Below are 20,690 nucleotides of genomic sequence, written 5' to 3' on the forward strand. Positions count from 1 at the left end.
TTAATCCGTCACTCCGGTTGCTGCTTTTTTGTTGAGGAAAAATTGACCATTGGAGATGCTCTTAGTTAACAGCGTGAGTAGGCTTATCAGCAAGGCTAAGCCTAAAGGCCAGTGGAACAAAGCGGTTAAAGGCCGCATTTGTTGTTGTTCTTGTTCTACGGGTTCAAGAGCGTCCAATAGTTGATAAATTTCACTCATGTCTTCACTGGCGCGAGCGCGAAAATAATAACCACCGGTTTCATCCGCCAGGCGTTGTAAAGACTCTTCATCAAGGTCACTTGAAGGGTTGACGCGACGAGCGCCAAATAATGAGTTTTGCACCATAACATCAGCGCCAATACCAATAGAGTATATGGTGATGTTTTTTGCCACGGCTAATTCAAGCGCTTGGTCAGGGGTAATTTTACCCGCGGTATTTTGACCATCGGTGAGTAACAATAAAACCCTATTTGATTCTTTCTTTTCATCAAAGCGTTTAACCGCAAGTGCGATAGCGTCACCAATCGCAGTTTTTTTGCCGACTAAGCCCAACACTGTTTCATCAAGCATTTGTTGCACGGTTTTACGATCAAAGGTCATCGGCGTTTGCATATAAGCATCGTCAGCGAATAAGATCAAACCTAACCTGTCACCACTGCGTCGTGCGATAAATTCACCTAGTAATCGCTTTAACATATCAAGACGATTAACGCTGCGGCCATTAAGGCTCATGTCTTCTACTTGCATACTGCCGGATAAATCAACCGCGATCATCATCTCGCGCCCTTCAGTGGGCACATTGACAGATTCACCCAGCCATTGTGGTTGAGTGCTCGCTAGTACCAGTAACAGCCAAGTAAGGCTGAGTATGAGTATTGATGACTTTTTCTTTTCGGGGGCAAACTCTGGTGTCTGAATACCTTTAATGATGGTGGGCATTCTAAGTGGCGCGGCTTGTACTTGTTTTTTAGCCGGTAACCAATAGACAAGTAACGGCAGCGGTAGGGCGATTAAGGCCCAGAGGAAATCAAAATGGATCATGACTTTGCTCCGTCATTTTCAAGCACTAGGTTAGCTGATTTATTTGCTGCTGGACTATTATGTAAGGCAGTGTTTGAGTTTTTAGTTATTGCAGGCGCTAACCTAGCTAACTCTTTTTTGGGTGGTAAAGCATGGCTAAGCCATAATTTCGCTGCATTTGAAAATTCAGCCGATATTATATTTGCTGTAGTACTTGTTGTAGTACTTACCGCAGTACTTTGGTAAACAGAAACAAAGTGTTCGGCGCTAAGTTCAGTAAATTCTTGCTGATGCTTAGGGGGCAATGTGGCGATTAAAAAGCTTTTAAAAGCATCGCCAGTTAAGTGTGCGACTTGCGGTCGTGGAAAGTATTGTAAAGCTGACCATTTTAATAAGGCTACCATAGCGCTGATGTCAGTCGCTGTTGATAATTGTTTGAGTGCCATTTTTTGCGCCTGGCGTTTAATCATGGCTTGTCGCAGTTTTAATAGGCCATAAATGATTAAGGCTAAAACAATAACGGCTAAAAGCCACCAACCTGGTGCGATAAGATAACCGTGCACATTGGCTGGTAGATGAATATCACTTAATTGTGCTAGCGGATCCATGACGCTACTCCGCGATGTAATTGAGTTTCGAGTGCTTCACTGGCACAAAAGTGCAGTAAGCGCACGCCAGCTTTGGTTAGTTTTTCTTCTTTGGTGTTACTTAAACTCAGGGCCTGTTGATGATATTTTTCAGCCAGTGCTGGGTCACCGAGTATTAATTGTTGTCGCTCATCACTATCATCACCATTAGTGATACCAACGCTGATTTTATGTTTACTCTCTGGTAGTTTTTGTTCGAGTGGATCGCTGAGCAAGCAAACGACTAATTCACAATGTCGAGTAATATGAGCTAAATGGCGCACCGCTTCATCCGTGAGATTAAAGGCATCGGTGATCAGATAAACTAAGCTACCGGGTTTAGCGAGTTGGCGTAGGCGAGCACAGTTTTGTTCAAAGGCTAATATTGCTTGTTCACGATTTAAGGGGTCGCTAGCAATAGTTAAAGAATCCGCGTGTTTCTGGACTAACGCATGCAAGTAATGCAGCACACCTTGTTGCCTGCTACGGGGTTTTAATTCTTGGTGATTGTGTTGGTTAAAAACAATACCGCCAATGCGATCGCCGCGTGACTTGGCATGCCAAGCCACTAAGGCTGCAACATGTGCTGCTTGCACTGATTTAAAAAGTAAACGGCTACCAAAAAGCATGCTGGTGCTTAAGTCGGTGGCAATAAGCACGGGGCGTTCCACTTCTTCATGAAATAATTTTGTGTGTGTTTTTCCTGTGCGAGCCGTTACCCGCCAGTCAATAGCGCGAATGTCGTCACCATTTTGATAATGGCGAACTTCATCAAACTCCATGCCTCGACCTTTGCTGCGGGCGAGATAATTGCCTGACATTTTGCCACGTAAACTTTTTGAGGCGGCTAAATTAATCAGTGAGCTTTTAGCCTGATAACGAATTAACTCTTCAATGGTTAATTCGATGCCATTACTGACCAGTTCATTAAGCAACAATTGCGGGTTGTTTTGCTCGGTCGATTTTTTTTGATTAAACCACATAAAGGTAACTTGCGCTTAGGCAACCGCCACTAAGCTGAGTAAGTGATCAAGTAGTTGATTACTACTGATACCTTCTGCTTCAGCTTGATAAGTCATTATTATCCGGTGACGCAATACGTTGTGAAAAACCGCTTGAACATCTTCAGGGCTAACAAAGTCTCGGTTATTTAGCCAAGCTCTTGCTCGTGCACAGCGGTCAAGTGCGATAGTAGCGCGCGGGCTAGCACCGTAGGCAAGCCATTGTTTTAATTTGTCGTCGTACTTTTCTGGCTGACGAGTTGCCATGATCAAATCAACGATATAGTTTTCCACCGCTGGCGCCATATGAATTTGCATGGTTTCTTTGCGAGCAGCAAAAATATCAGCCTGAGTCATTTTTTCAATGGTTTTTGTTGCTACTTTTAATGCTTCACCGCGGTTAAGTTTTAAAATTTCTAACTCACTAGCGGCATCAGGGTAATCGATTTCAACATGCATCAAAAAACGGTCAAGTTGCGCTTCAGGCAGCGGATAAGTGCCTTCTTGCTCAATCGGGTTTTGTGTTGCCATAACTAAAAATAATTCAGGTAAGGGGTAAGTATTGCGGCCCACCGTAATTTGGCCTTCCGCCATCGCCTCTAATAAGGCAGACTGAACTTTTGCCGGCGCGCGGTTTATTTCATCGGCTAAGACTAGGTTACGAAATAATGGTCCGGGTTGAAAAACAAAGGTACCATCTTCAGGGCGATAGATATCTGTGCCGGTTAAATCTGCTGGTAATAAATCAGGGGTAAACTGAACGCGATGAAAGTCTGCTTCGATACCTTGCGCTAATGCGTTAACTGCACGAGTTTTTGCTAAACCCGGAGGACCTTCTACAATAAGATGTCCATCAGCTAAAAGCGCTATCAGTAAGTTTTCAACAAGGGCGTGCTGTCCAATAATTTGTGAAGATAAATGTTCTTTTAATGAGGAAAAGTGTTCAATAGCCATAGTTTATCGTTCTTATTGATTAAAAAAGTTTAAGTCAGCAGGTCTGACACATAAGTTGATATAAGGTTCAGCTTTTAAAAAAACAACCATCAGGACAAAATTGTAGGGTTTTTTCTTTATCTTTTTAGTTACTTGGTGTGTTCTTGGTATCTTCCTAGTATAAGTTTGCTTAAATTTTGAAGCTAATGATTGAATTATTTCTATAGTTGGTTAGAATTACCACAAATCCAAAGAGGTCTGACCTCTTGAGTATTGCAACAAAATGGAATTAAAAATGACAAAATCAAAATTAATAACCGGCAGTGGAGAGCGCATAGCTATAGTCGCGGGCTTACGTACACCGTTTGCAAAACAAGCGACTGCTTTTCATGGTGTTCCTGCTGTCGACTTAGGAAAAATTGTTGTCAATGAATTACTACAAAAGCATGACGTTGACCCAAAAATTATCGACCAGTTAGTGTTTGGGCAAGTAGTGCAAATGCCAGAAGCACCCAATATTGCCCGTGAAATTGTACTAGGTACTGGCATGAATGTTCATACTGATGCTTATAGTGTTTCTCGTGCCTGTGCGACTAGTTTTCAATCTGCCGTTAATGTTGCTGAGTCAATTATGGCGGGTTTTGTTGATGTGGGTATTGCAGGGGGTGCTGACTCTTCGTCTGTTGCGCCCATTGGTGTGTCGAAGAAATTTGCTCGCACCTTATTAGATTTAAGTAAAGCCCGCTCATTTGGTGCAAAAATGGCGCTTATTCGCCAGCTTAACTTTAAGGATATATTACCTGTACCTCCGGCTGTTGCCGAATATTCTTCTGGTTTGTCAATGGGGTATACTGCAGAACAAATGGCAAAAACACATGGTATTACCCGTGAAGCACAAGATGCATTAGCGCATCGCTCACATACTTTAGCCACGAAAAGCTGGCAAGAAGGTAAACTAGCCGGTGAGGTGATGACCGCCCATAGCGAACCCTACAAGTCATTTATCGAGAGAGATAATTGTATTCGTGAAAACTCAGAGTTAGCCAGTTATGCAAAATTACGCCCCGTTTTTGATCGCAAACACGGTACGGTAACGGCGGCGACAAGTACGCCGCTAACCGATGGCGCTTCGGCCATTTTAATGATGCGTGAAGGCCGAGCTAAAGAACTAGGTTATAAACCTTTAGGCTACATTCGCAGTTACGGCTTTGCCGCGATTGATGTTTGGGAAGATATGCTAATGGGGCCAAGTTATGCTTCGCCAATCGCTTTACAGCGTGCCGGCATGAATTTAGCCGATATAGATTTAATTGAAATGCATGAAGCCTTTGCGTCACAGGCGCTGTCCAACGTGAAAATGTTTGCCAGTAACAAGTTTGCTCAAACGCATTTAGGGCGTGATAAAGCCATTGGTGAAATCGACATGGACAAATTCAATGTCATGGGTGGTTCGTTAGCTTATGGTCATCCGTTTGCAGCAACAGGTACTCGATTGATTGTACAAACATTGAATGAATTAAACCGCCGTGGCGGCGGTGTTGGCTTAACCACAGCTTGTGCAGCGGGTGGTTTAGGCGCGGCTATGATTGTGGAGACAGATTAATGACTGATGTAACAAATAGTGAACAACCAGAAAATAATAAAAGCTTTAGTTTAGCTCGCCAAGAAAATGGTATAGCGCATTTGATCATGGACGTTAAAGGCGACTCTATGAACACTTTGAAAGCTGAATTTTCTGATGAGATCGCGGAAATATTAAAAGAGATTCGCGAAGACAAGTTGATTACTGGCTTAGTATTAGCCAGTGGTAAAGCGGATTCTTTTGTCGCCGGCGCTGATGTGCATATGTTGGCGAATTGTACTTCTGCTGCGCAAGCCACGGCTTTGTCACGTCAAGGGCAAATGATTTTTGATCAACTGGAAAATTTATCAATCCCGGTTGTTGCTGCCGTGCATGGTGCTTGTTTAGGTGGCGGATTAGAGCTTGCTATGGCGTGTCATGCCATTGTTTGTAGTGACAGCCAAAAAACCGCCCTAGGCTTGCCTGAAGTGCAATTAGGTTTACTGCCAGGTGGTGGTGGCACACAAAGATTACCCAAACGTGTTGGTATTCAAAAGTCATTAGATATGATGCTAACCGGTAAGCAATTACGTGCTAAGCAAGCATTAAAAGCAGGCTTGGTAAATGATGTAGTGCCACAGAGTATTTTGCTAAAAGCTGCAGAGCAGCTGGCGCTTTCTGGTAAGGTAAAACCTAAAGCTCGCCAATTATCAATGATGGATAAGTTACTTGAAGGTAATAGCGTAGGCCGAAATATTTTATTCTCTAAAGCGACAAAAATGGTATTAGGTCAAACTAAAGGTAACTATCCTGCGCCTTTAAAAATAATTGACTGTATTCGAGCCGGTGTTGAGCAAGCTGCTTCAAAAGGTTATCAAGTGGAAGCTGATCATTTTGGTCAATTAGTGATGAGTGATGTTTCTGTTCAGCTTAGACAGCTATTTTTTGCGACCACAGATATGAAAAAAGAGCAGGGTGTTGAAGGAGTAGCGCCTAAAAAAATAACTAATACCGCAGTGCTTGGTGGCGGTTTAATGGGTGGAGGTATCGCTTTTGTCACAGCAACAAAAGCTAAATTACCTGTGCGGATAAAAGATATTTCAAATCAAGGTATCAGCCATGCCTTAAAATATGGTTATGATTTGTTAAACAAAAAAGTTAAACGCCGTTTTATGCGTCATAGCGAAATGCAAAGTCAATTATCCTTAATAACTGGCACGACAGAATATACTGGTTTTGGCAATGTTGGTCTTGTTGTTGAAGCGGTGTTTGAAGATTTAGCCTTAAAACAAAATATGCTGGCGGATATTGAAAGCCATTGTAAAGAGAGTACTATTTTCGCCAGTAACACCTCAAGCTTGCCGATAGGACAAATCGCAGAGCACGCTTTACGACCTGAAAATGTTATTGGTCTACATTACTTTTCACCGGCTGACAAAATGCCGTTAGTGGAAATTATCGCCCACGATAAAACCTCTGATCAAACTATCTCGACTACTGTCGCATTTGCCAAGCAGCAAGGCAAAACACCGATTGTGGTAAAAGATAAAGCCGGTTTTTATGTTAACCGTATTTTAGCACCTTATTTAAATGAAGCCGCGACGTTATTGCTTGAAGGTTGCTCTATTACAGCGCTTGATAAAGCTATGGTTAAATTTGGTTTTCCCGTTGGACCTATGCAGCTATTAGATGAAGTGGGTCTTGACGTTGGTGCTAAAATCGGTCCCATTCTACAAGCAGAATTAGGCGATAGATTTGCTCCACCAACGGCATTTTCTAAATTAATTGATGATGGCCGTTTAGGTAAAAAAACTAAAAAAGGTTTTTATCAATATAATACTAAAAGTAAGAAAAAATTAGTGGATGAAAGTGTATACGCTTTGCTAGGGCTCAAGGTTAGCAATACGACGGTTACTGACGCACAAGCTGAACGTTGTGTTTATATGATGCTTAATGAAGCAGCTCGTTGTTTAGATGAAGGGATTATCCGCAATGCCCGTGACGGCGATATTGGCGCTATTTTTGGTATAGGCTTCCCACCTTTCCTTGGTGGACCCTTTAAATATATGGATAAGATTGGCGCAGTAACTTTAGTGAGTAAATTAACCCAATGGCAAGCTGAATTTGGTGAGCGATTTACGCCTTGTGATGCCTTAGTGAAAATGGCAGAGCAAAATAAAAGCTTTTATAATTAGCCTATACTCTGGCTAATATTACCTTATACGGTATTTATTTACCGCTTAGGCGGTGATAATTGATTTACTAAGGGGCAATTTATTGCCTCTTTTTTTATTGTTTTTTTGAAATAGGGGCTATTAATTTGAGATAATAAGGTGACAATAAAATACATTATTTTTGAATAATTACTCTAAACTTGTTAAAATGCACAGGTGTGTTGGTTTTTTACTTTTCCAGTCTAATTTTTCAAAGTGAGTAGAGCATGATTTTGTTATTCATCGGGGTATTAAGCGTTGTTTTTTCGATGTTTTTTTATTGCCAAGCCATCAGCAGTGGCTTAGGTATAAAGCGATGGGCAATAGCCGGTTTAATGTTTGGTCCTTTTGTTTGGCCAATGTTTTGTATGAAAAAACGTGTAAAGATATACCAGCGCTTTGGCTTTGATTGCTTGTTATTTCCAGCATAATAAAAAAATAGCCTGTTTTAATGTCAGTAACATTTAATTTATAAAGACGCTAACTTCCCTGTAGCGTAATTTTTAATCATCTTTATAAATATCAACAGGCTTTATAAGGTCTTAATTCCACCAAGTACTTGCAGGCATTTCTTTTATTTCGATGCTTGCCGCAATAGTGTTTTCAGTCTTTGCAGTAAATAATAATTTAATTAAGTTAATCATAAAGCCTCCTAAATACGAACTTGGTCACGTCTGGTGCCGATACGAACTTGGTCACGTCTGGTGCCGATGCGAACTTGGTCACGTCTGGTGCCGATGCGAACTTGGTCACGTCTGGTGCCGATCTCTTGGACTGATACGTTATCTAAATTTACAGCAGGAGCTGGCGATATAGACATTGCAAAAGAAAGAATTAATGAACTAAACATGTTTTTCCTTATTTTTAAATTAAAAAAAATTAATTGAAATTCAATCATATACATGCGAAAAGCATGCCAAGACTGAAAAGCTCAATTTACTTGGCTTTCAGTCGATATTGGCAATAATATCACAGCGCCATAAAACCGACACTTACTTTTAAAAGGTACTCTTTCCAAGCGATGTGGATTTATGGGTAATTTGAAAAGAAAGCAAATATTTTTGGAAGTCACCTTTAGGTAGCGGTTTACTATAAAGGTAGCCTTGTAATTGCTCGCAACGTAAGCCAGATAAAAAGCTCAATTGCTGATTAGTTTCAACGCCTTCTGCAACTACCTGCATACCTAAGTTATGCGCGATAGTCACTATGGTTGCCACCATATTCCGTCCTTGCTCTGAGGTTTCAATATCATCAACAAAGGCTTTGTCTATTTTTAGCGTGTTTAATGGGAATTTTTTCAAATAGGCCAGTGAAGAATAACCCGTACCAAAATCATCCAGTGATAAATGAATGCCCATCGCACGAATTTGTAACATAGTATCAATCGCTTTTTGTGGTGAGTCCATTACCGTGCCTTCAGTGATCTCTAACTCAAGATATTTTGCCAGTAAGCCACTTTCTTTTAACGTATCGGCAATCATTGCCACCAAATTTGGTTGGGTAAACTGCACCGCCGAAAGGTTAACCGCCACACGTCCGTCAAAAAGTCCGGTATCGACCCACTTTTTAGTGGCAAAGCATGCTTTGCGTAAAACTACCTCACCAATATCTATAATTTGCCCGGTTTCTTCTGACACAGGGATAAAGACGACTGGGCTTATTATGCCTTTATTCGCTGTTTCAAAACGAACTAAGGCCTCCATACCCGCTATTTTTCCTGTTGCAATCTCGATTTTTGGCTGATAAAACACCGAAAATAAATCTTCCTTTAATCCGTGTCGAATTAAGCTTTCTATTTGCAGGCGTTTAACAGCGGTTTTATTCATTGAGTCACTGAAAAATTGGTATTTATTACCCCCCGTGTTTTTTGCATGGTACATGGCCGTATCGGCATTTTTAAGCAGCTCTTGTGGACTCGCACCATCTTCAGGGTAAATTACGATACCAATGCTACTATAAAGCACAATTTCTTGGCTTTTAAGCCTAAGCGGTAGTGCAATAGACTTTAAAACTTCTTTGGCGATGTGGGTGATGGTATGAAGATCATTGGTGTTCTCAACAATTAAACTAAATTCATCGCCACCTAAACGATAAACCGTATCTTGATTACGGCCTAGAATTTTAATGCGTTCGGCCACTTTGCATAGCAAAACATCGCCAACTTCATGTCCTAATGAGTCATTAACCTTTTTAAAGTTATCCAAATCAAACACCAGTAAGGCATGTGGGACTTTACTGCTAACTAATTTTTGTTGATTGCTTTGAAAATAAGCACGATTCGGTAACTCAGTTAAGGTGTCGGTATTGGCCAGTTTTCTTAATTCTGCTTCTGTTTGCTTGCGCTTGGTTATATCAGAAAAAACGCCGACAAAGTGCGATATATTGCCACTGTCGTCACGAATGATATCGATATTAAAGTCAGTTGAATAAATCTCGCCATTGTCACGTTTACTTTTTATTTCACCGTACCAACTACCTTTGGTCATTAAATGCTGTTTAACATTTTGATTAAAGCTATCAGAATATTGTTCAAAATTAAGTAAAGTCCCTTGCATTTGAAACTTATTTTTACCGGTTATATTTTGAAATGCTTTATTGATATCTACGACAGTAAATTGACGGTCATAAATAACAATCGCGTCTGAAATATTCTCGATACATTTTGCAAAAAGTTTTAAACGCTCATCGGCGTGTTTAATTTGACTAATATCTTTTAAGGTACCTGTCATTCGGCTAGGTTTGTTTTTTTCATCTCGTTCGACAATTTTTCCACGGTCGAGCACCCAAATCCATTTTTCGTCTTTATCTTTAACACGATAGGTCGCTTCAAAGTGTTCGCTATTGTCTTCCATATGCTGGTTTAAAGCTTCCCGTACTCGCGGGATATCGTGTTGGTGAATATTGGCTTGATCTGCTCCAACATTGCGCTTGCCATCTTGCGGGAATTCTAAAACTCCCCATATATTTGAGCGGAATATTTTTCCACTTTTAATGTTCCAATCCCACATTTCATCACCACTGCCCCAAAGGGATAGTTTAAGACGTTCTTCACTTATCTTTATTTGCAGATGATAAAGGCGTTTATGGCGCATCTGTTGCAGTATATAGGCGAGGATTAATAGCGCAATAAGGCTATAGATAAATATGGCGACCCGAGATAACCACCAAGGCGGCATAATGTTTATTTTTAGCGTTTTTATTGCACTTTCTTGGTTGTTTTGTAAGTCGTATGCTTGTACTTCAAAGGTATAATCACCGTGGCTTAAATTGGTGTAGGTGGCACGTAGGTTATTTTTACCAGCATCAATCCAGTCATCCTCTAGTCCTCTAAGTCGATAGCGATATTTTAAAAGGCTTGGAAGTTTTGCATTAGGTGATACGAATTCAATACTGAATGGTGATTGTTTATATTGAAGATTTAATATGGTTAACGCATTTGGTGTCTTTGTAATGGTAAATTCACTTAAATTATTTGCGCTTTTTACTTCAACCTCTTGGTTTGCAATGAAAATCTCACTAATATATGGAAGTGAAAAGTTTTGATTTATCTGTTTTATATCAGTTGCAGTGAAAGCATGAAAGCCATTAAGTCCACCAAAATAAATTGTCCCATTAGAAGCGATTATAGCACTGCCACTAGTAAACTCATTATCGCTAATTAGAAGGTCTTGATTAAAAGATTTAATTTTTTTTGTAGCCGGAGCTATTGAATTAATTCCTTTGTTAGTTGAGAGCCAAACAGTTTCATTTTTGTCAATTATTATCGACGCAATAAAGTTGTTACTTAAACCATTTTTTTCATTAAATATACTCATTTTTTTATTAAGTTTATTTATTAGTATTATTCCTTGGCCGTTTGTTCCTAGCCAAATCCAATTGTTCGACACCGATATGCTAGTTATTGTTCCGATGTTTTGACTATCCGTAAATTCTGTTTTTAAAGGGGTGAATGACAATGATTCAGGGAAAAACTTCACAAGTTCTTTATTCTCACCAACTAACCAAAACACATTGTCATCATCTAGGAATAATGATGTGAAATTAACTGTTTCATTGTGTTTGTAACGTTGAGATGTGTTTGAAATTTGATCATATGATGCGAGTGAATGATCAGAGTCTATGTACCATATTTTCTTATCTAAATTGAATAGTTGGTTATCACTATTATTTGTTGAAAGTATACTCCAAGCATTTATTTCAAATAAATTTTTGTCATGAGTATTGTATCTATAAAGTTTATTAGAGCCAATTTGATTATCTAATTCTGTTTTTAACCAAAGGTTATCGCTTTTATCAATCAACAATTGAGATACTAGGTTATCTAATTGTAAATGGTTGTCTTGTTCAATTTTATTCCCTTTGATTGTATACAAAAAACCTTTGTCAGAAGCTGCCCATATCGTACCGTTAGAAGACTCTGCAAATCCAATGACACTTATGGGTAAATCATTGTAATTAAGTAATCCATGTTGCATTTTTAAGTTGAGAGCATTGAATGTATTAATGCCTGCTCCATTGGTTCCTAGCCACATATTATTTGAGTTGTCTTTAAATATTTTTAATATTAAATTGAGCGATAATGAGTTTTTGTGTTGAGCACTTTGATGAGCAGATACATCATCAGAGAGTAAGTTAATACTGTTGAGGCCATTACCTGTGCCTAACCAGACAGACCAGTCATCAAGCTGTTCTATGGAACGTACTTGATTTGATAATATTTTTGAGGCTTTATCTGGGCCACTCTCAGTATAATGTTTGATGATTTGATAATCTTCATCAATGATATAAAGTCCGTTATTTGTACCAAGCCAATATTGATTATCAATAAACTTTAAATCGTAAAGAGCATCTGCGTTGAGCTTTAAATCCCATTTATTGTCCTCGCTTAAAGAAATAGCAAATGACAGTGCACTATTAGCTAAATATATCCCTTTATCATAAGTACCAAGCCAATAATTACCTCTGCTATCTTGAAAAATAGTTTTAATTTCTTTTAAGTCGGTATCCAAGCCACGTAGTCTTACCCGAGAAAACTTATTATTTTCTCGATTGAATTTATGTAGGCCTTCTTTGGTGGATACTAAAATATCATTTTGTTGGTCTTGATAAATGTCCCAAATCTGATTGTCTTCAAGCGAGTTACTGTCGTTGGTTTGGTGAAAAAAGTTGTCGAAGCTGTCTAATGCTTCGTTGTAACGGCTTAACCCTTCGTTTGTTCCAACCCACATTATATTTTGCTTATCTATAAAAATTTTGCGAATGAAGTTGCTGGCAATAGAGCTTTTATTGGTACTATCGTGACGATAATAAACGAAATTTTTGCCATCATAACGATTTAAACCGTCTTGTGTAGCTATCCATATAAAGCCATTGTTGTCTTGTATAATATCGTAAACATAGCTCTGTGATAAACCTTCGGCAATTGAGATGCGTTCAAACTTCAGTGGTGGGGTATTAATATTGTTTTCTGACGCGAGAACTTTGTTATGAGGGCATAGCAGGATCAGTAGTGCCAAGACAGCAAACATAGCATGAAATTGAGAAATTAATTTTTTTTTGAACAAAAGCAAAAGCACTAATACAACCCTTTTTAGTTAAACCTATACCTTAATGATTTAGCTTATTAGGTATGCCATATATTTTGATTATTTCTGGATGCTAGGCCCTATTACAATGGATGTGAGGAACTAAGTCAATCTTTGCTGTTATTGTGGCGCTATTGTGTGGTGATATTCTGGTTATTAATATATTTTCATGTTTGTATCGGCTAACTTAATATTTTATTTGACATTTTTTCAATAAAAATTTGATATTCTCATTAATGGCTACATTCTTGGTCATTTTATCTAACTGCGTTTTGTTTTCATAACTTAATAACGACAAGCGATCTTTTATCTCTGCGCCATTAAAATATTGTTGGAAAAATTCAGCGACATTATCTATTGAGATACTTTTAATCATTGAAATGAGTTTTTGCTTTTGGTCAAAAGAGGCTTCTTTATTACAAATAGCCGCCCAATAACGCTGACTTTTAATTCTTAAGTTTGTATCTTTTTCTTGTAACTGACTTGCTAGGCCAAATTGTAAATGCTGCCAGTGCTCAGCAGGCAAATGGGTAATGTAATCATTTGTCCGAGCGATAAAGGCATTCATGGCCTCTGTTAATGTTACTGAGTCGGTGTGCGGCGATTGAATATAAAAAGCAATGCCTGGGTAGCAATTAATCGGTATAAAACCGACACCAACCAAATAGCCATATTGTTTTTCTGTGCGCATTTCTTGGAAGAAAATAGGCGACAATAATTGATTCGTTAACATGGTTAACGCTATTGTGCGCAAATCTTTATTTGGCATGGGGTAGTAGAGTACAGCAGCGTGATCATGCTCTGGTAACTCTATCGGTAGTGTTAATGGGCCTACGCCTTGAAGATCTAGACATGGAATCTCAACTTGGTTATTTTGAGATAACTTGCCATCAAAAACTTGTTTAACCTTGGTAATAATATGCTCAGCAGACCGTCTGGACCAATTGCCATGAATGAGTAAATTGACCGCGGTGTTTTCAAAAATACGGACTACAAAACTTGTAAACGTTTGAAACGTTATCTTTTCTAGGGCATCAATTAAAACTTGGTTACTGGGGCTTTGTGGTTGCATTGTGGCGCTAAGGCTGGCAAATAGTTGTGAAATTGATTTGCTGTTTTCTGCGTTTTGCCAGTGACTGAGCAGCTCTTGCTTAAATAATTCAAATTTATTCGGACAAAATTTTCCCTGCATTAAACTAGCTAACAATAGCGGCAATAGTTTTTCTTGTTTTGTACTAATGCCTGATAATTTTAGCGTTAGCCCACTCTGATGAGAATATAGGTGATAGTGAATGCCCGCCAATTCGGCATTGTAATGCTCCTCAATAACAGCGTCGCTGTAAAGGTCAATAAATAAACGTGTCATTGCTATCGTGCTAGCACTTTCTATTACTGCTGGAGAGTCTATAGAGAGATAGATATAGCCTTTAGGCGTATTAAAACTAGTGTCATGTTTAAACCAAACATTTAAACCATTTTGCTGACAAATCTTTTTGGGCGGTGTTAGCGGGCTATTTTCTGCATCATCATTTTTGATCAGCTTAGGTCGGGACACTATATAAGGGTTTTTGCTGGGCAAAAAAAGCGCGTTTATGTTGGCCGAATTTTGCCATTGCTCAATTTCTTCGGGTTTAATATCCTTGACCGAGTAGGGAACTTGATACCATTTACTGGTGTTGACATGGGGCTGTCGAGGAACATTTTTATCGATAGAAATAATGCGGATATTAGTTGCAACCATTAAGCCAAGTAAGTTATTTAGTGTTGCTTGATTTTGACCTTCCATAACGTAATCACCGAAAATGTAATCTTGCTCTGGATAATGTTGCATATTGATCACAAGTTGGCTGACAGAGTTCAGAGGTGATAGTTTTTCTTGGTAAGAAAATGATAACTCAGCTAAGGCTTTTTTCTCTTGATAATACTGTTGGTTAATTGGCGCTTGTTTAAGTAAATTTAGATATGAAAATACGATACTGACAATGGTAGTGATGTGCTGTGTACCTAATTCAGAAAGTGAAATGCTAATATTGAAATCTTTAAAATTTGAGCCATTTATGCCTGAACCAGCCGTTAAAGCTAGCGCCCATTGTTTACTTTTTAATAATGATAAAATGCTACCTGGACCTTCATGACCTATTAAGTAGGCCAGAATAGCTTCAGGCTTTTGACGATAAAATTGATCAATACTTGGCATGGCAAAGCTAATGATCAGTTGTTGATCGTTTTTAACTGGCTGCACTGTGATCCATTTTTGTTGATGCTGGGCCAAGTAAAGGGGTTCACTAATTTTTGTTTTAGCCATGCCATTAGTTTTAATCTGGGAAAAATGCTCATTGGCTAAATTTTCTAATTCTTTGAGCGTTTGTGGCCCTTCTAACACTAAGGTCATAAAATGTGCTTGATAATGCTTTTGAAAAAACTCACACAACTCATCGCGTAAATTGTAACCGACTTTATCGGCTAAGGTCTCACTGCTACCGACAGAAAACTTTGCGAAAGGGTGAGCTTGATTAATGGTTTCTTTGTGAACATCGTAAAGGCGTCGAATATCGTCTTTAAGCTTGAGCTTGAATTCGGCGTCAATGTTCTTGCGTTCTTTGTTAACAAATTCTTCAGATAATAACGGCATAGTAAAAAACTCGCCAAAACGTGCTATTGCCGCACTGAAATGTTGATAACCTATATCAAAGAAAAAACAGGTATGCTCTGTTGCTGTCCAAGCGTTATTACTGCCGCCATGTTGATTAATAAATTTCTGATATTCACTGCCATCAGGAAAGTTTTTGGTGCCAAGAAATAGCATGTGCTCAAGAAAATGAGCAAGTCCCTGTCGATGATTAGGATCATCAAAATGCCCCACGTTAACGGCTAAAGCAGCGGCAGATTTATTTGATTCAGGGTTATGGATCAACAAAGTTCTTAAGCCATTACCTAAGGTGATGGTTTGATAGTGTTTAGCGTCATTCGGGCTTTGTTTCACGGTTACTCCCGCACAATTTATGCTGTAGCTCTGTATGGCTATGCTCTATTGATAATCTTTCTAAATTACCTTAAGGAATAAGGTGAGTCCATTTTATTCTTATTAGATGTTATAAAAAGCTAAACAATTCGTTTACTATAGCCAAGATTATTGAGAACTACGGCTAAGCCACTTGAATATATAAGATTCATCTTGTTTAGACATACAATCAACAATATTGAAAATTGTGTTGAAATTAAGGTGTTTATGCAAATTTTTGTTATGCGTCACGGACAAGCTAAAATGATTGCGCCGTCTGATGAACTCAGACCGTTAACTGAAAACGGCGTTAAAGAAGCTAAAATCATGGGACAATGGTTATTAGAAAACAGTCTGACATTTGATTGTGTTTTTGTTAGCCCATATTTACGCGCGCAACAAACGGCAGATGCCGTGATTAGCCAGTTAGGTAATCTAGATAAAAGGCAAACCTTAAGTATTATTACACCAGAAGATAGTGCTAAAGATGTTCATGATTATCTTGATGCCGTTTGCGCTGTTGAGCAGTACCAGAAAATATTATTAGTGTCACATATGCCTTTGGTAAGTTATTTGGTCGCCGAATTGAGCAGTGATAACACTATGCCGATATTTCAAACGGGCTCCGTAGCGCAAATTGACTATGATACCGACAAAATGCATGGCGAGCTTATTAGCTTAATGTCACCTAATCAAGTTGTCAGTTAATGAAGCTTTCAGTTAATGAACTTTGGCGCTAGCTTGCCATGATATTTTTGAGACTCTGGCTCCTTGAGTGTTTTGGTTAATCAATACTAAACTTGTCTTTTAATTCGACTAAAACCAGTATGGCGCCATTGCCACCCCATTCCAATGGTGCTTGGTGAAAGGCCATCACATCAGGGTGCTGTACTAACCAGTGCGGCACTTTATTTTTCAATATACGGCCACCTAAACCATGAACGATACAAACACATTGTGCATGCTCTTTTTCGCAAGCGGCAAGTAATGCGGCAATTTCACGTTTTGACTGGTACAGATCAAGGCCGTGTAAGTCTAAAATTAAGTCTGGGACGTATTGACCACGGCGTAAATTTTTAGCTTCAAAACTATCAACGCCATCACGAACGTACTTTAGAGGACCATTAAGATTCAGCGCAGGTTCAAATTCATCAGAGAAATGAAACTCAGCTAAGGCTTTTTTATCTTTTTGTTTTGCTAAAGTCGTTTTCTGCTTGCTGGTTCTTTTTGCCGGGTGTATTCTGTCCTGCACCATAGGTTTTACCTTACCTATGGTGTCTTTAAATAAATTTATTTCTTCCACATTAAGTGCGTCTTTAGATTTCATTTGCGAAGTTTAAAAACATCGACGAACAATAACAAGTGAAAGTATAATAATAAAAACAAGTGTTATGATAATAAACCTGAGGAAAGCGTGGGAATAATAAATTTTGTAGAGGTAAGCGAACAATTACATACCGTTAATGATTATGTGCGTTTTGGTGCGAGTCAGTTTAATCAAGCTGAGTTGTATTTTGGCCATGGTACAAACAATGCTTGGCATGAAGCGCTTATTTTGGTGATGCATCAACTGGCTTTACCGCAAGAAATATCTAATGATCTTATGCAATGTCGTTTGGTATCCCAAGAGCGAATAGCGATTTTACACTTGTTTGAACGGCGAATGGTTGAAGGGCTACCTGCAGCATATCTAACTAATCAAGCGATGTTTTGTGGTTTGCCATTTTATGTTGATGAGCGGGTGCTAGTGCCACGCTCACCCATAGGTGAGTTAATCGATAATAAATTTGCCGGTTTAATTGATCATGCGCCAAAGCAAATTTTAGATTTATGTACCGGTAGTGGTTGTATTGCTATTGCTTGCGCTGTTGCGTTTCCTGAGGCAGAAGTGGATGCAGCCGATCTTTCTATTGATGCACTCAATGTCGCGCAAATCAATATTGAAGGTCATGGTTTATCAGCACAAGTTATGCCAATTGAATCTGACGTTTTTTCTGGGCTCGTAGGACAAGGTTATGATTTAATAGTGACAAACCCGCCTTATGTTGATCAAGAAGATGTCGATGCCTTGCCACAAGAGTATTTACATGAGCCAGTAATGGGCTTAGGCAGTGGTTTTGATGGCCTAGATATCGTACGACAAATTTTGGCGCAAGCCGCGAGTCATCTGCATGATAATGGCGTATTGATTTGTGAAGTGGGCAATTCACAAATCCATTTAAGTGCTGCTTTTCCCAATGTGCCATTTCAGTGGTTGGCGTTTGAACGCGGTGGCCATGGCGTGTTTCGTTTAACTAAAGCACAACTAGAAAATCATCAGCAAGATTTTCAGGCAATAAATAATTAATACCCAACAAGCTGCCTAGAGTAGTTTGTTGGGCACTCTGATACCAATTCATTACGGCATTGGGTATATCATCATTTTTTACGGGTAAGATTCATTATGTCAGGTAATACTTTTGGTAAGTTATTTACAGTTACTTCATTTGGTGAAAGCCATGGGTTAGGCTTAGGGGCCATTATTGATGGTTGCCCTCCAGGCTTAGAGCTTAGCGAAGCTGATTTACAGCATGACCTTGATCGACGCCGACCGGGTACATCGCGTTTTACCACCGCGCGCCGAGAGGCCGATGAAGTCAAAATAATGTCAGGTGTTTTTGAAGGTAAAACTACGGGCACACCTATTGGTTTATTAATTGAGAATACCGACCAACGTTCGCAAGATTACGGTGATATTGCCAAGACATTTCGTCCTGGACATGCGGATTATACTTACTGGCAAAAATATGGCATTCGTGACTACCGTGGTGGCGGTCGCTCTTCGGCGCGTGAAACTGCGATGCGTGTGGCAGCGGGTGCAGTAGCAAAAAAATATTTAAAACAGAAATTTGGTATTACTATTCAAGCTTGTGTCACCCAGATTGGTGACGTATGTGCCGAAAATATTGATTGGAATATTGTTGAAGAAAATCCGTTTTTCTTTCCAGATGCGAATAAACTTGAGCAATTAGATGAATTATTACGTGGCATTATGCGTAAAAAAGACTCTATCGGCGCTAAATTGATGGTAGTAGCGAATAATGTGCCGGTGGGTTTAGGTGAACCTATTTTTGATCGTTTAGACGCGGATATTGCCCATGCCTTAATGGGCATTAATGCGGTGAAAGCGGTAGAAGTTGGCGACGGCTTTGCTGTTGTTAATCAAAAAGGCTCTGAGCACAGAGACGAGTTAACCCCTGAGGGTTTTGCGTCAAATCATGCGGGTGGTGTTTTAGGTGGCATATCTTCAGGCCAACCTATTGTTGCGTCGATTGCATTAAAGCCAACCTCTAGTATCGGTGTTAGTGGTAAAACCGTTGATCTTGCGGGTAAGTCTGCTGACATTGTGACCAAAGGCCGTCATGATCCTTGTGTTGGCATTCGCGCAGTACCGATTGCTGAAGCCATGTTAGCCTTGACCTTGATGGATCATTATTTGAGACATCGTGCACAAAATATGGATGTGATTTGTCAAACGCCAGATATTGAACGTTAAGCTTGCGGGTAAATCCCCAAGCGATGGTAGCCTAACCTAATGGCTTCAAAACAATTCATGCGTTTGTCGACAAATTATTTTTGGTATTTTGGTCTCTTAGGTTTAATTGTACCTTTTTTATCTGTATTCCTTGATGCCAGAGGTTTTACTTCGCTAGAAATTGGTGAAATATTAGCGGTGATCACCGCAACAAAAATAGTAGCGCCGTCATTATGGGCGCAGCTTGCTGATAAGTCAGGTCAACACCTAAGGATAGTGAAAGTAGGCGCACTGCTGTCGTTGTTGTGTTTTAGTTTAATTATTTGGACATTCAGTTACTGGCCATTAATGTTTAGTTTGGCCATGTTTAGCCTTTTTATCACTTCAATATTACCGCAAATTGAAGTGATGACCCTGAACTCTATTCGCAAAAGTGCGAAAATATATGCCCGTATTCGTTTATGGGGCAGTATCGGTTTTGTCATTGTTGCTATGCTCAGTGGTGAACTCATTGAGCGTTATTCTGCCGAAGCTTTTAGTTATATTGGTATGGTCATATTAGCCGGGCTTTTTATATCGACACTGCTCAATAAGCAACCTCGAATAGCCAAAAAAACCTCCGTTGATAATGTCACTATTAAAGCTAAAGTGTTCAATCGTAACTTTTTGTTATTCTTTTTTGCCGGCTTAATGTTGCAAATGAGCTTTGGGCCTTATTATGTGTTTTTTGCTTTATACCTTAAGAATTTAGCTTACTCAGGCTTTTTAATTGGTATTTTTATTGCTATTGGTGTGGTTGCAGAAATTGGGGTTTTTGTTTTTGCCGCTATTTTCTTTAAGAGTTTTTCGCTAAAAACTTTAATTAGCATGAGCATATTATTGACGGCATTTCGCTGGTTTATTGTTGGACATTTTGCCAATAGCGATATGGCATTGGCATTTTCCCAACTGATCCATGCGCTAAGTTTTGGTTTATACCATAGTGCCAGTATTAGCTTTATTCAACAGCACTTTAACGCGAACCAACAAAGCCGAGGGCAGGCGATTTATATCGGTGGTGTTTATGGTGTGGGTGGTGCGATTGGTGCCTATGTGGCTGGCCTATTATGGCAAGAGGGTATTGGTGCCGTGATAACCTTTGATTTTGCGGCGATTACCGCCCTAATAGGCGGGATTTTAGCGCTATTTTTGCGTAATAAACCCATTGAGCGAAAAGTTAGCCTACCTTAGAATGATCGATTATTTATTTCAATGATT

14 protein-coding genes are annotated in these 20,690 nt (G+C 39.3%); 7 read left to right on the forward strand and 7 right to left on the reverse strand.

The genetic code is table 11. The features are described from left to right. Genes H4J54_RS09945 through H4J54_RS09960 form a run of 4 tightly spaced genes read right to left on the reverse strand, consistent with a single transcriptional unit; the run spans position 1 to position 3,580 of the window. On the reverse strand, positions 1 to 1,020 hold the full coding sequence (locus H4J54_RS09945; RefSeq protein ID WP_182190728.1) for a VWA domain-containing protein: 1,020 nt from the start codon (positions 1,018 to 1,020) through the stop codon (positions 1 to 3). Then, positions 1,017 to 1,607 (reverse strand): DUF4381 domain-containing protein, encoded by a 591-nt coding sequence (locus tag H4J54_RS09950; RefSeq protein ID WP_182190729.1) that lies wholly within the window; start codon positions 1,605 to 1,607, stop codon positions 1,017 to 1,019. The genes H4J54_RS09945 and H4J54_RS09950 overlap by 4 nt, the downstream gene beginning before the upstream one ends. Further along, entirely contained in the window at positions 1,595 to 2,608 is a 1,014-nt protein-coding gene (locus H4J54_RS09955; RefSeq protein WP_182190730.1) for a DUF58 domain-containing protein, read from the reverse strand. The genes H4J54_RS09950 and H4J54_RS09955 overlap by 13 nt, the downstream gene beginning before the upstream one ends. A gap of 15 nt (positions 2,609 to 2,623) precedes the next feature. Beyond that, a complete protein-coding gene (locus H4J54_RS09960) occupies positions 2,624 to 3,580 on the reverse strand; it encodes a MoxR family ATPase (protein ID WP_182190731.1) in 957 nt (318 codons plus the stop codon). Positions 3,581 to 3,854: 274 nt separating this feature from the next. On the opposite strand from H4J54_RS09960, the gene fadI reads away from it, so the two are divergent. From fadI to H4J54_RS09975, 3 genes are all read left to right on the forward strand, one after another. After that, a complete protein-coding gene (fadI, locus tag H4J54_RS09965; RefSeq protein WP_182190732.1) occupies positions 3,855 to 5,162 on the forward strand; it encodes an acetyl-CoA C-acyltransferase FadI in 1,308 nt (435 codons plus the stop codon). Next, positions 5,162 to 7,315, forward strand: a complete 2,154-nt coding sequence (gene fadJ, locus H4J54_RS09970; protein ID WP_182190733.1) for a fatty acid oxidation complex subunit alpha FadJ — start codon at positions 5,162 to 5,164, stop codon at positions 7,313 to 7,315. The genes fadI and fadJ overlap by 1 nt, the downstream gene beginning before the upstream one ends. Positions 7,316 to 7,560: 245 nt before the next feature. Next, entirely contained in the window at positions 7,561 to 7,764 is a 204-nt protein-coding gene (locus tag H4J54_RS09975) for a hypothetical protein (protein WP_182190734.1), read from the forward strand. A 567-nt stretch (positions 7,765 to 8,331) separates the two neighbouring features. Here H4J54_RS09975 and H4J54_RS09980 read toward each other — a convergent pair. Both H4J54_RS09980 and H4J54_RS09985 read right to left on the reverse strand, forming a co-directional pair. After that, complete coding sequence (locus tag H4J54_RS09980) at positions 8,332 to 12,897, reverse strand: EAL domain-containing protein (RefSeq protein WP_182190735.1); 4,566 nt, start codon at positions 12,895 to 12,897, stop codon at positions 8,332 to 8,334. A gap of 208 nt (positions 12,898 to 13,105) precedes the next feature. After that, the gene (locus tag H4J54_RS09985; RefSeq protein ID WP_182190736.1) at positions 13,106 to 15,901 is read right to left on the reverse strand and encodes an insulinase family protein; all 2,796 of its coding nucleotides are present in this window, start codon (positions 15,899 to 15,901) and stop codon (positions 13,106 to 13,108) included. A 246-nt stretch (positions 15,902 to 16,147) separates the two neighbouring features. Between H4J54_RS09985 and sixA the strand changes: the two genes are divergently transcribed. Continuing rightward, the gene (gene sixA, locus H4J54_RS09990) at positions 16,148 to 16,627 is read left to right on the forward strand and encodes a phosphohistidine phosphatase SixA (protein ID WP_182190737.1); all 480 of its coding nucleotides are present in this window, start codon (positions 16,148 to 16,150) and stop codon (positions 16,625 to 16,627) included. Between the two features lie 76 nt (positions 16,628 to 16,703). On the opposite strand, the gene smrB is transcribed toward sixA, so the two are convergent. Then, positions 16,704 to 17,246: an endonuclease SmrB gene (gene smrB, locus H4J54_RS09995; RefSeq protein WP_182190738.1), complete on the reverse strand. Its 543-nt coding sequence runs from the start codon at positions 17,244 to 17,246 to the stop codon at positions 16,704 to 16,706. Positions 17,247 to 17,333: 87 nt separating this feature from the next. Between smrB and prmB the strand changes: the two genes are divergently transcribed. The 3 genes from prmB to H4J54_RS10010 all read left to right on the forward strand — a co-directional run bounded on the left by prmB (position 17,334) and on the right by H4J54_RS10010 (position 20,663). Further along, complete coding sequence (gene prmB, locus H4J54_RS10000; RefSeq protein ID WP_182190739.1) at positions 17,334 to 18,266, forward strand: 50S ribosomal protein L3 N(5)-glutamine methyltransferase; 933 nt, start codon at positions 17,334 to 17,336, stop codon at positions 18,264 to 18,266. Between the two features lie 96 nt (positions 18,267 to 18,362). Further along, complete coding sequence (gene aroC / locus H4J54_RS10005) at positions 18,363 to 19,454, forward strand: chorismate synthase (RefSeq protein ID WP_182190740.1); 1,092 nt, start codon at positions 18,363 to 18,365, stop codon at positions 19,452 to 19,454. Positions 19,455 to 19,493: 39 nt separating this feature from the next. Beyond that, positions 19,494 to 20,663 (forward strand): MFS transporter, encoded by a 1,170-nt coding sequence (locus H4J54_RS10010; protein ID WP_182190741.1) that lies wholly within the window; start codon positions 19,494 to 19,496, stop codon positions 20,661 to 20,663. Positions 20,664 to 20,690 lie beyond the last annotated feature (27 nt).

The organism is Colwellia sp. MB3u-8 (genome assembly GCF_014076985.1).
GTDB lineage: Bacteria > Pseudomonadota > Gammaproteobacteria > Enterobacterales > Alteromonadaceae > Cognaticolwellia.

Coding starts and splice junctions, on each gene's coding strand:
- H4J54_RS09945 (WP_182190728.1), bottom strand. CDS start 1,020: ATGATCCATTTTGATTTCCTCTGGGCCTTAATCGCCCTACCGCTGCCG.
- H4J54_RS09950 (WP_182190729.1), bottom strand. CDS start 1,607: ATGGATCCGCTAGCACAATTAAGTGATATTCATCTACCAGCCAATGTG.
- H4J54_RS09955 (WP_182190730.1), bottom strand. CDS start 2,608: ATGTGGTTTAATCAAAAAAAATCGACCGAGCAAAACAACCCGCAATTG.
- H4J54_RS09960 (WP_182190731.1), bottom strand. CDS start 3,580: ATGGCTATTGAACACTTTTCCTCATTAAAAGAACATTTATCTTCACAA.
- fadI (WP_182190732.1), top strand. CDS start 3,855: ATGACAAAATCAAAATTAATAACCGGCAGTGGAGAGCGCATAGCTATA.
- fadJ (WP_182190733.1), top strand. CDS start 5,162: ATGACTGATGTAACAAATAGTGAACAACCAGAAAATAATAAAAGCTTT.
- H4J54_RS09975 (WP_182190734.1), top strand. CDS start 7,561: ATGATTTTGTTATTCATCGGGGTATTAAGCGTTGTTTTTTCGATGTTT.
- sixA (WP_182190737.1), top strand. CDS start 16,148: ATGCAAATTTTTGTTATGCGTCACGGACAAGCTAAAATGATTGCGCCG.
- smrB (WP_182190738.1), bottom strand. CDS start 17,246: ATGAAATCTAAAGACGCACTTAATGTGGAAGAAATAAATTTATTTAAA.
- aroC (WP_182190740.1), top strand. CDS start 18,363: ATGTCAGGTAATACTTTTGGTAAGTTATTTACAGTTACTTCATTTGGT.
- H4J54_RS10010 (WP_182190741.1), top strand. CDS start 19,494: ATGGCTTCAAAACAATTCATGCGTTTGTCGACAAATTATTTTTGGTAT.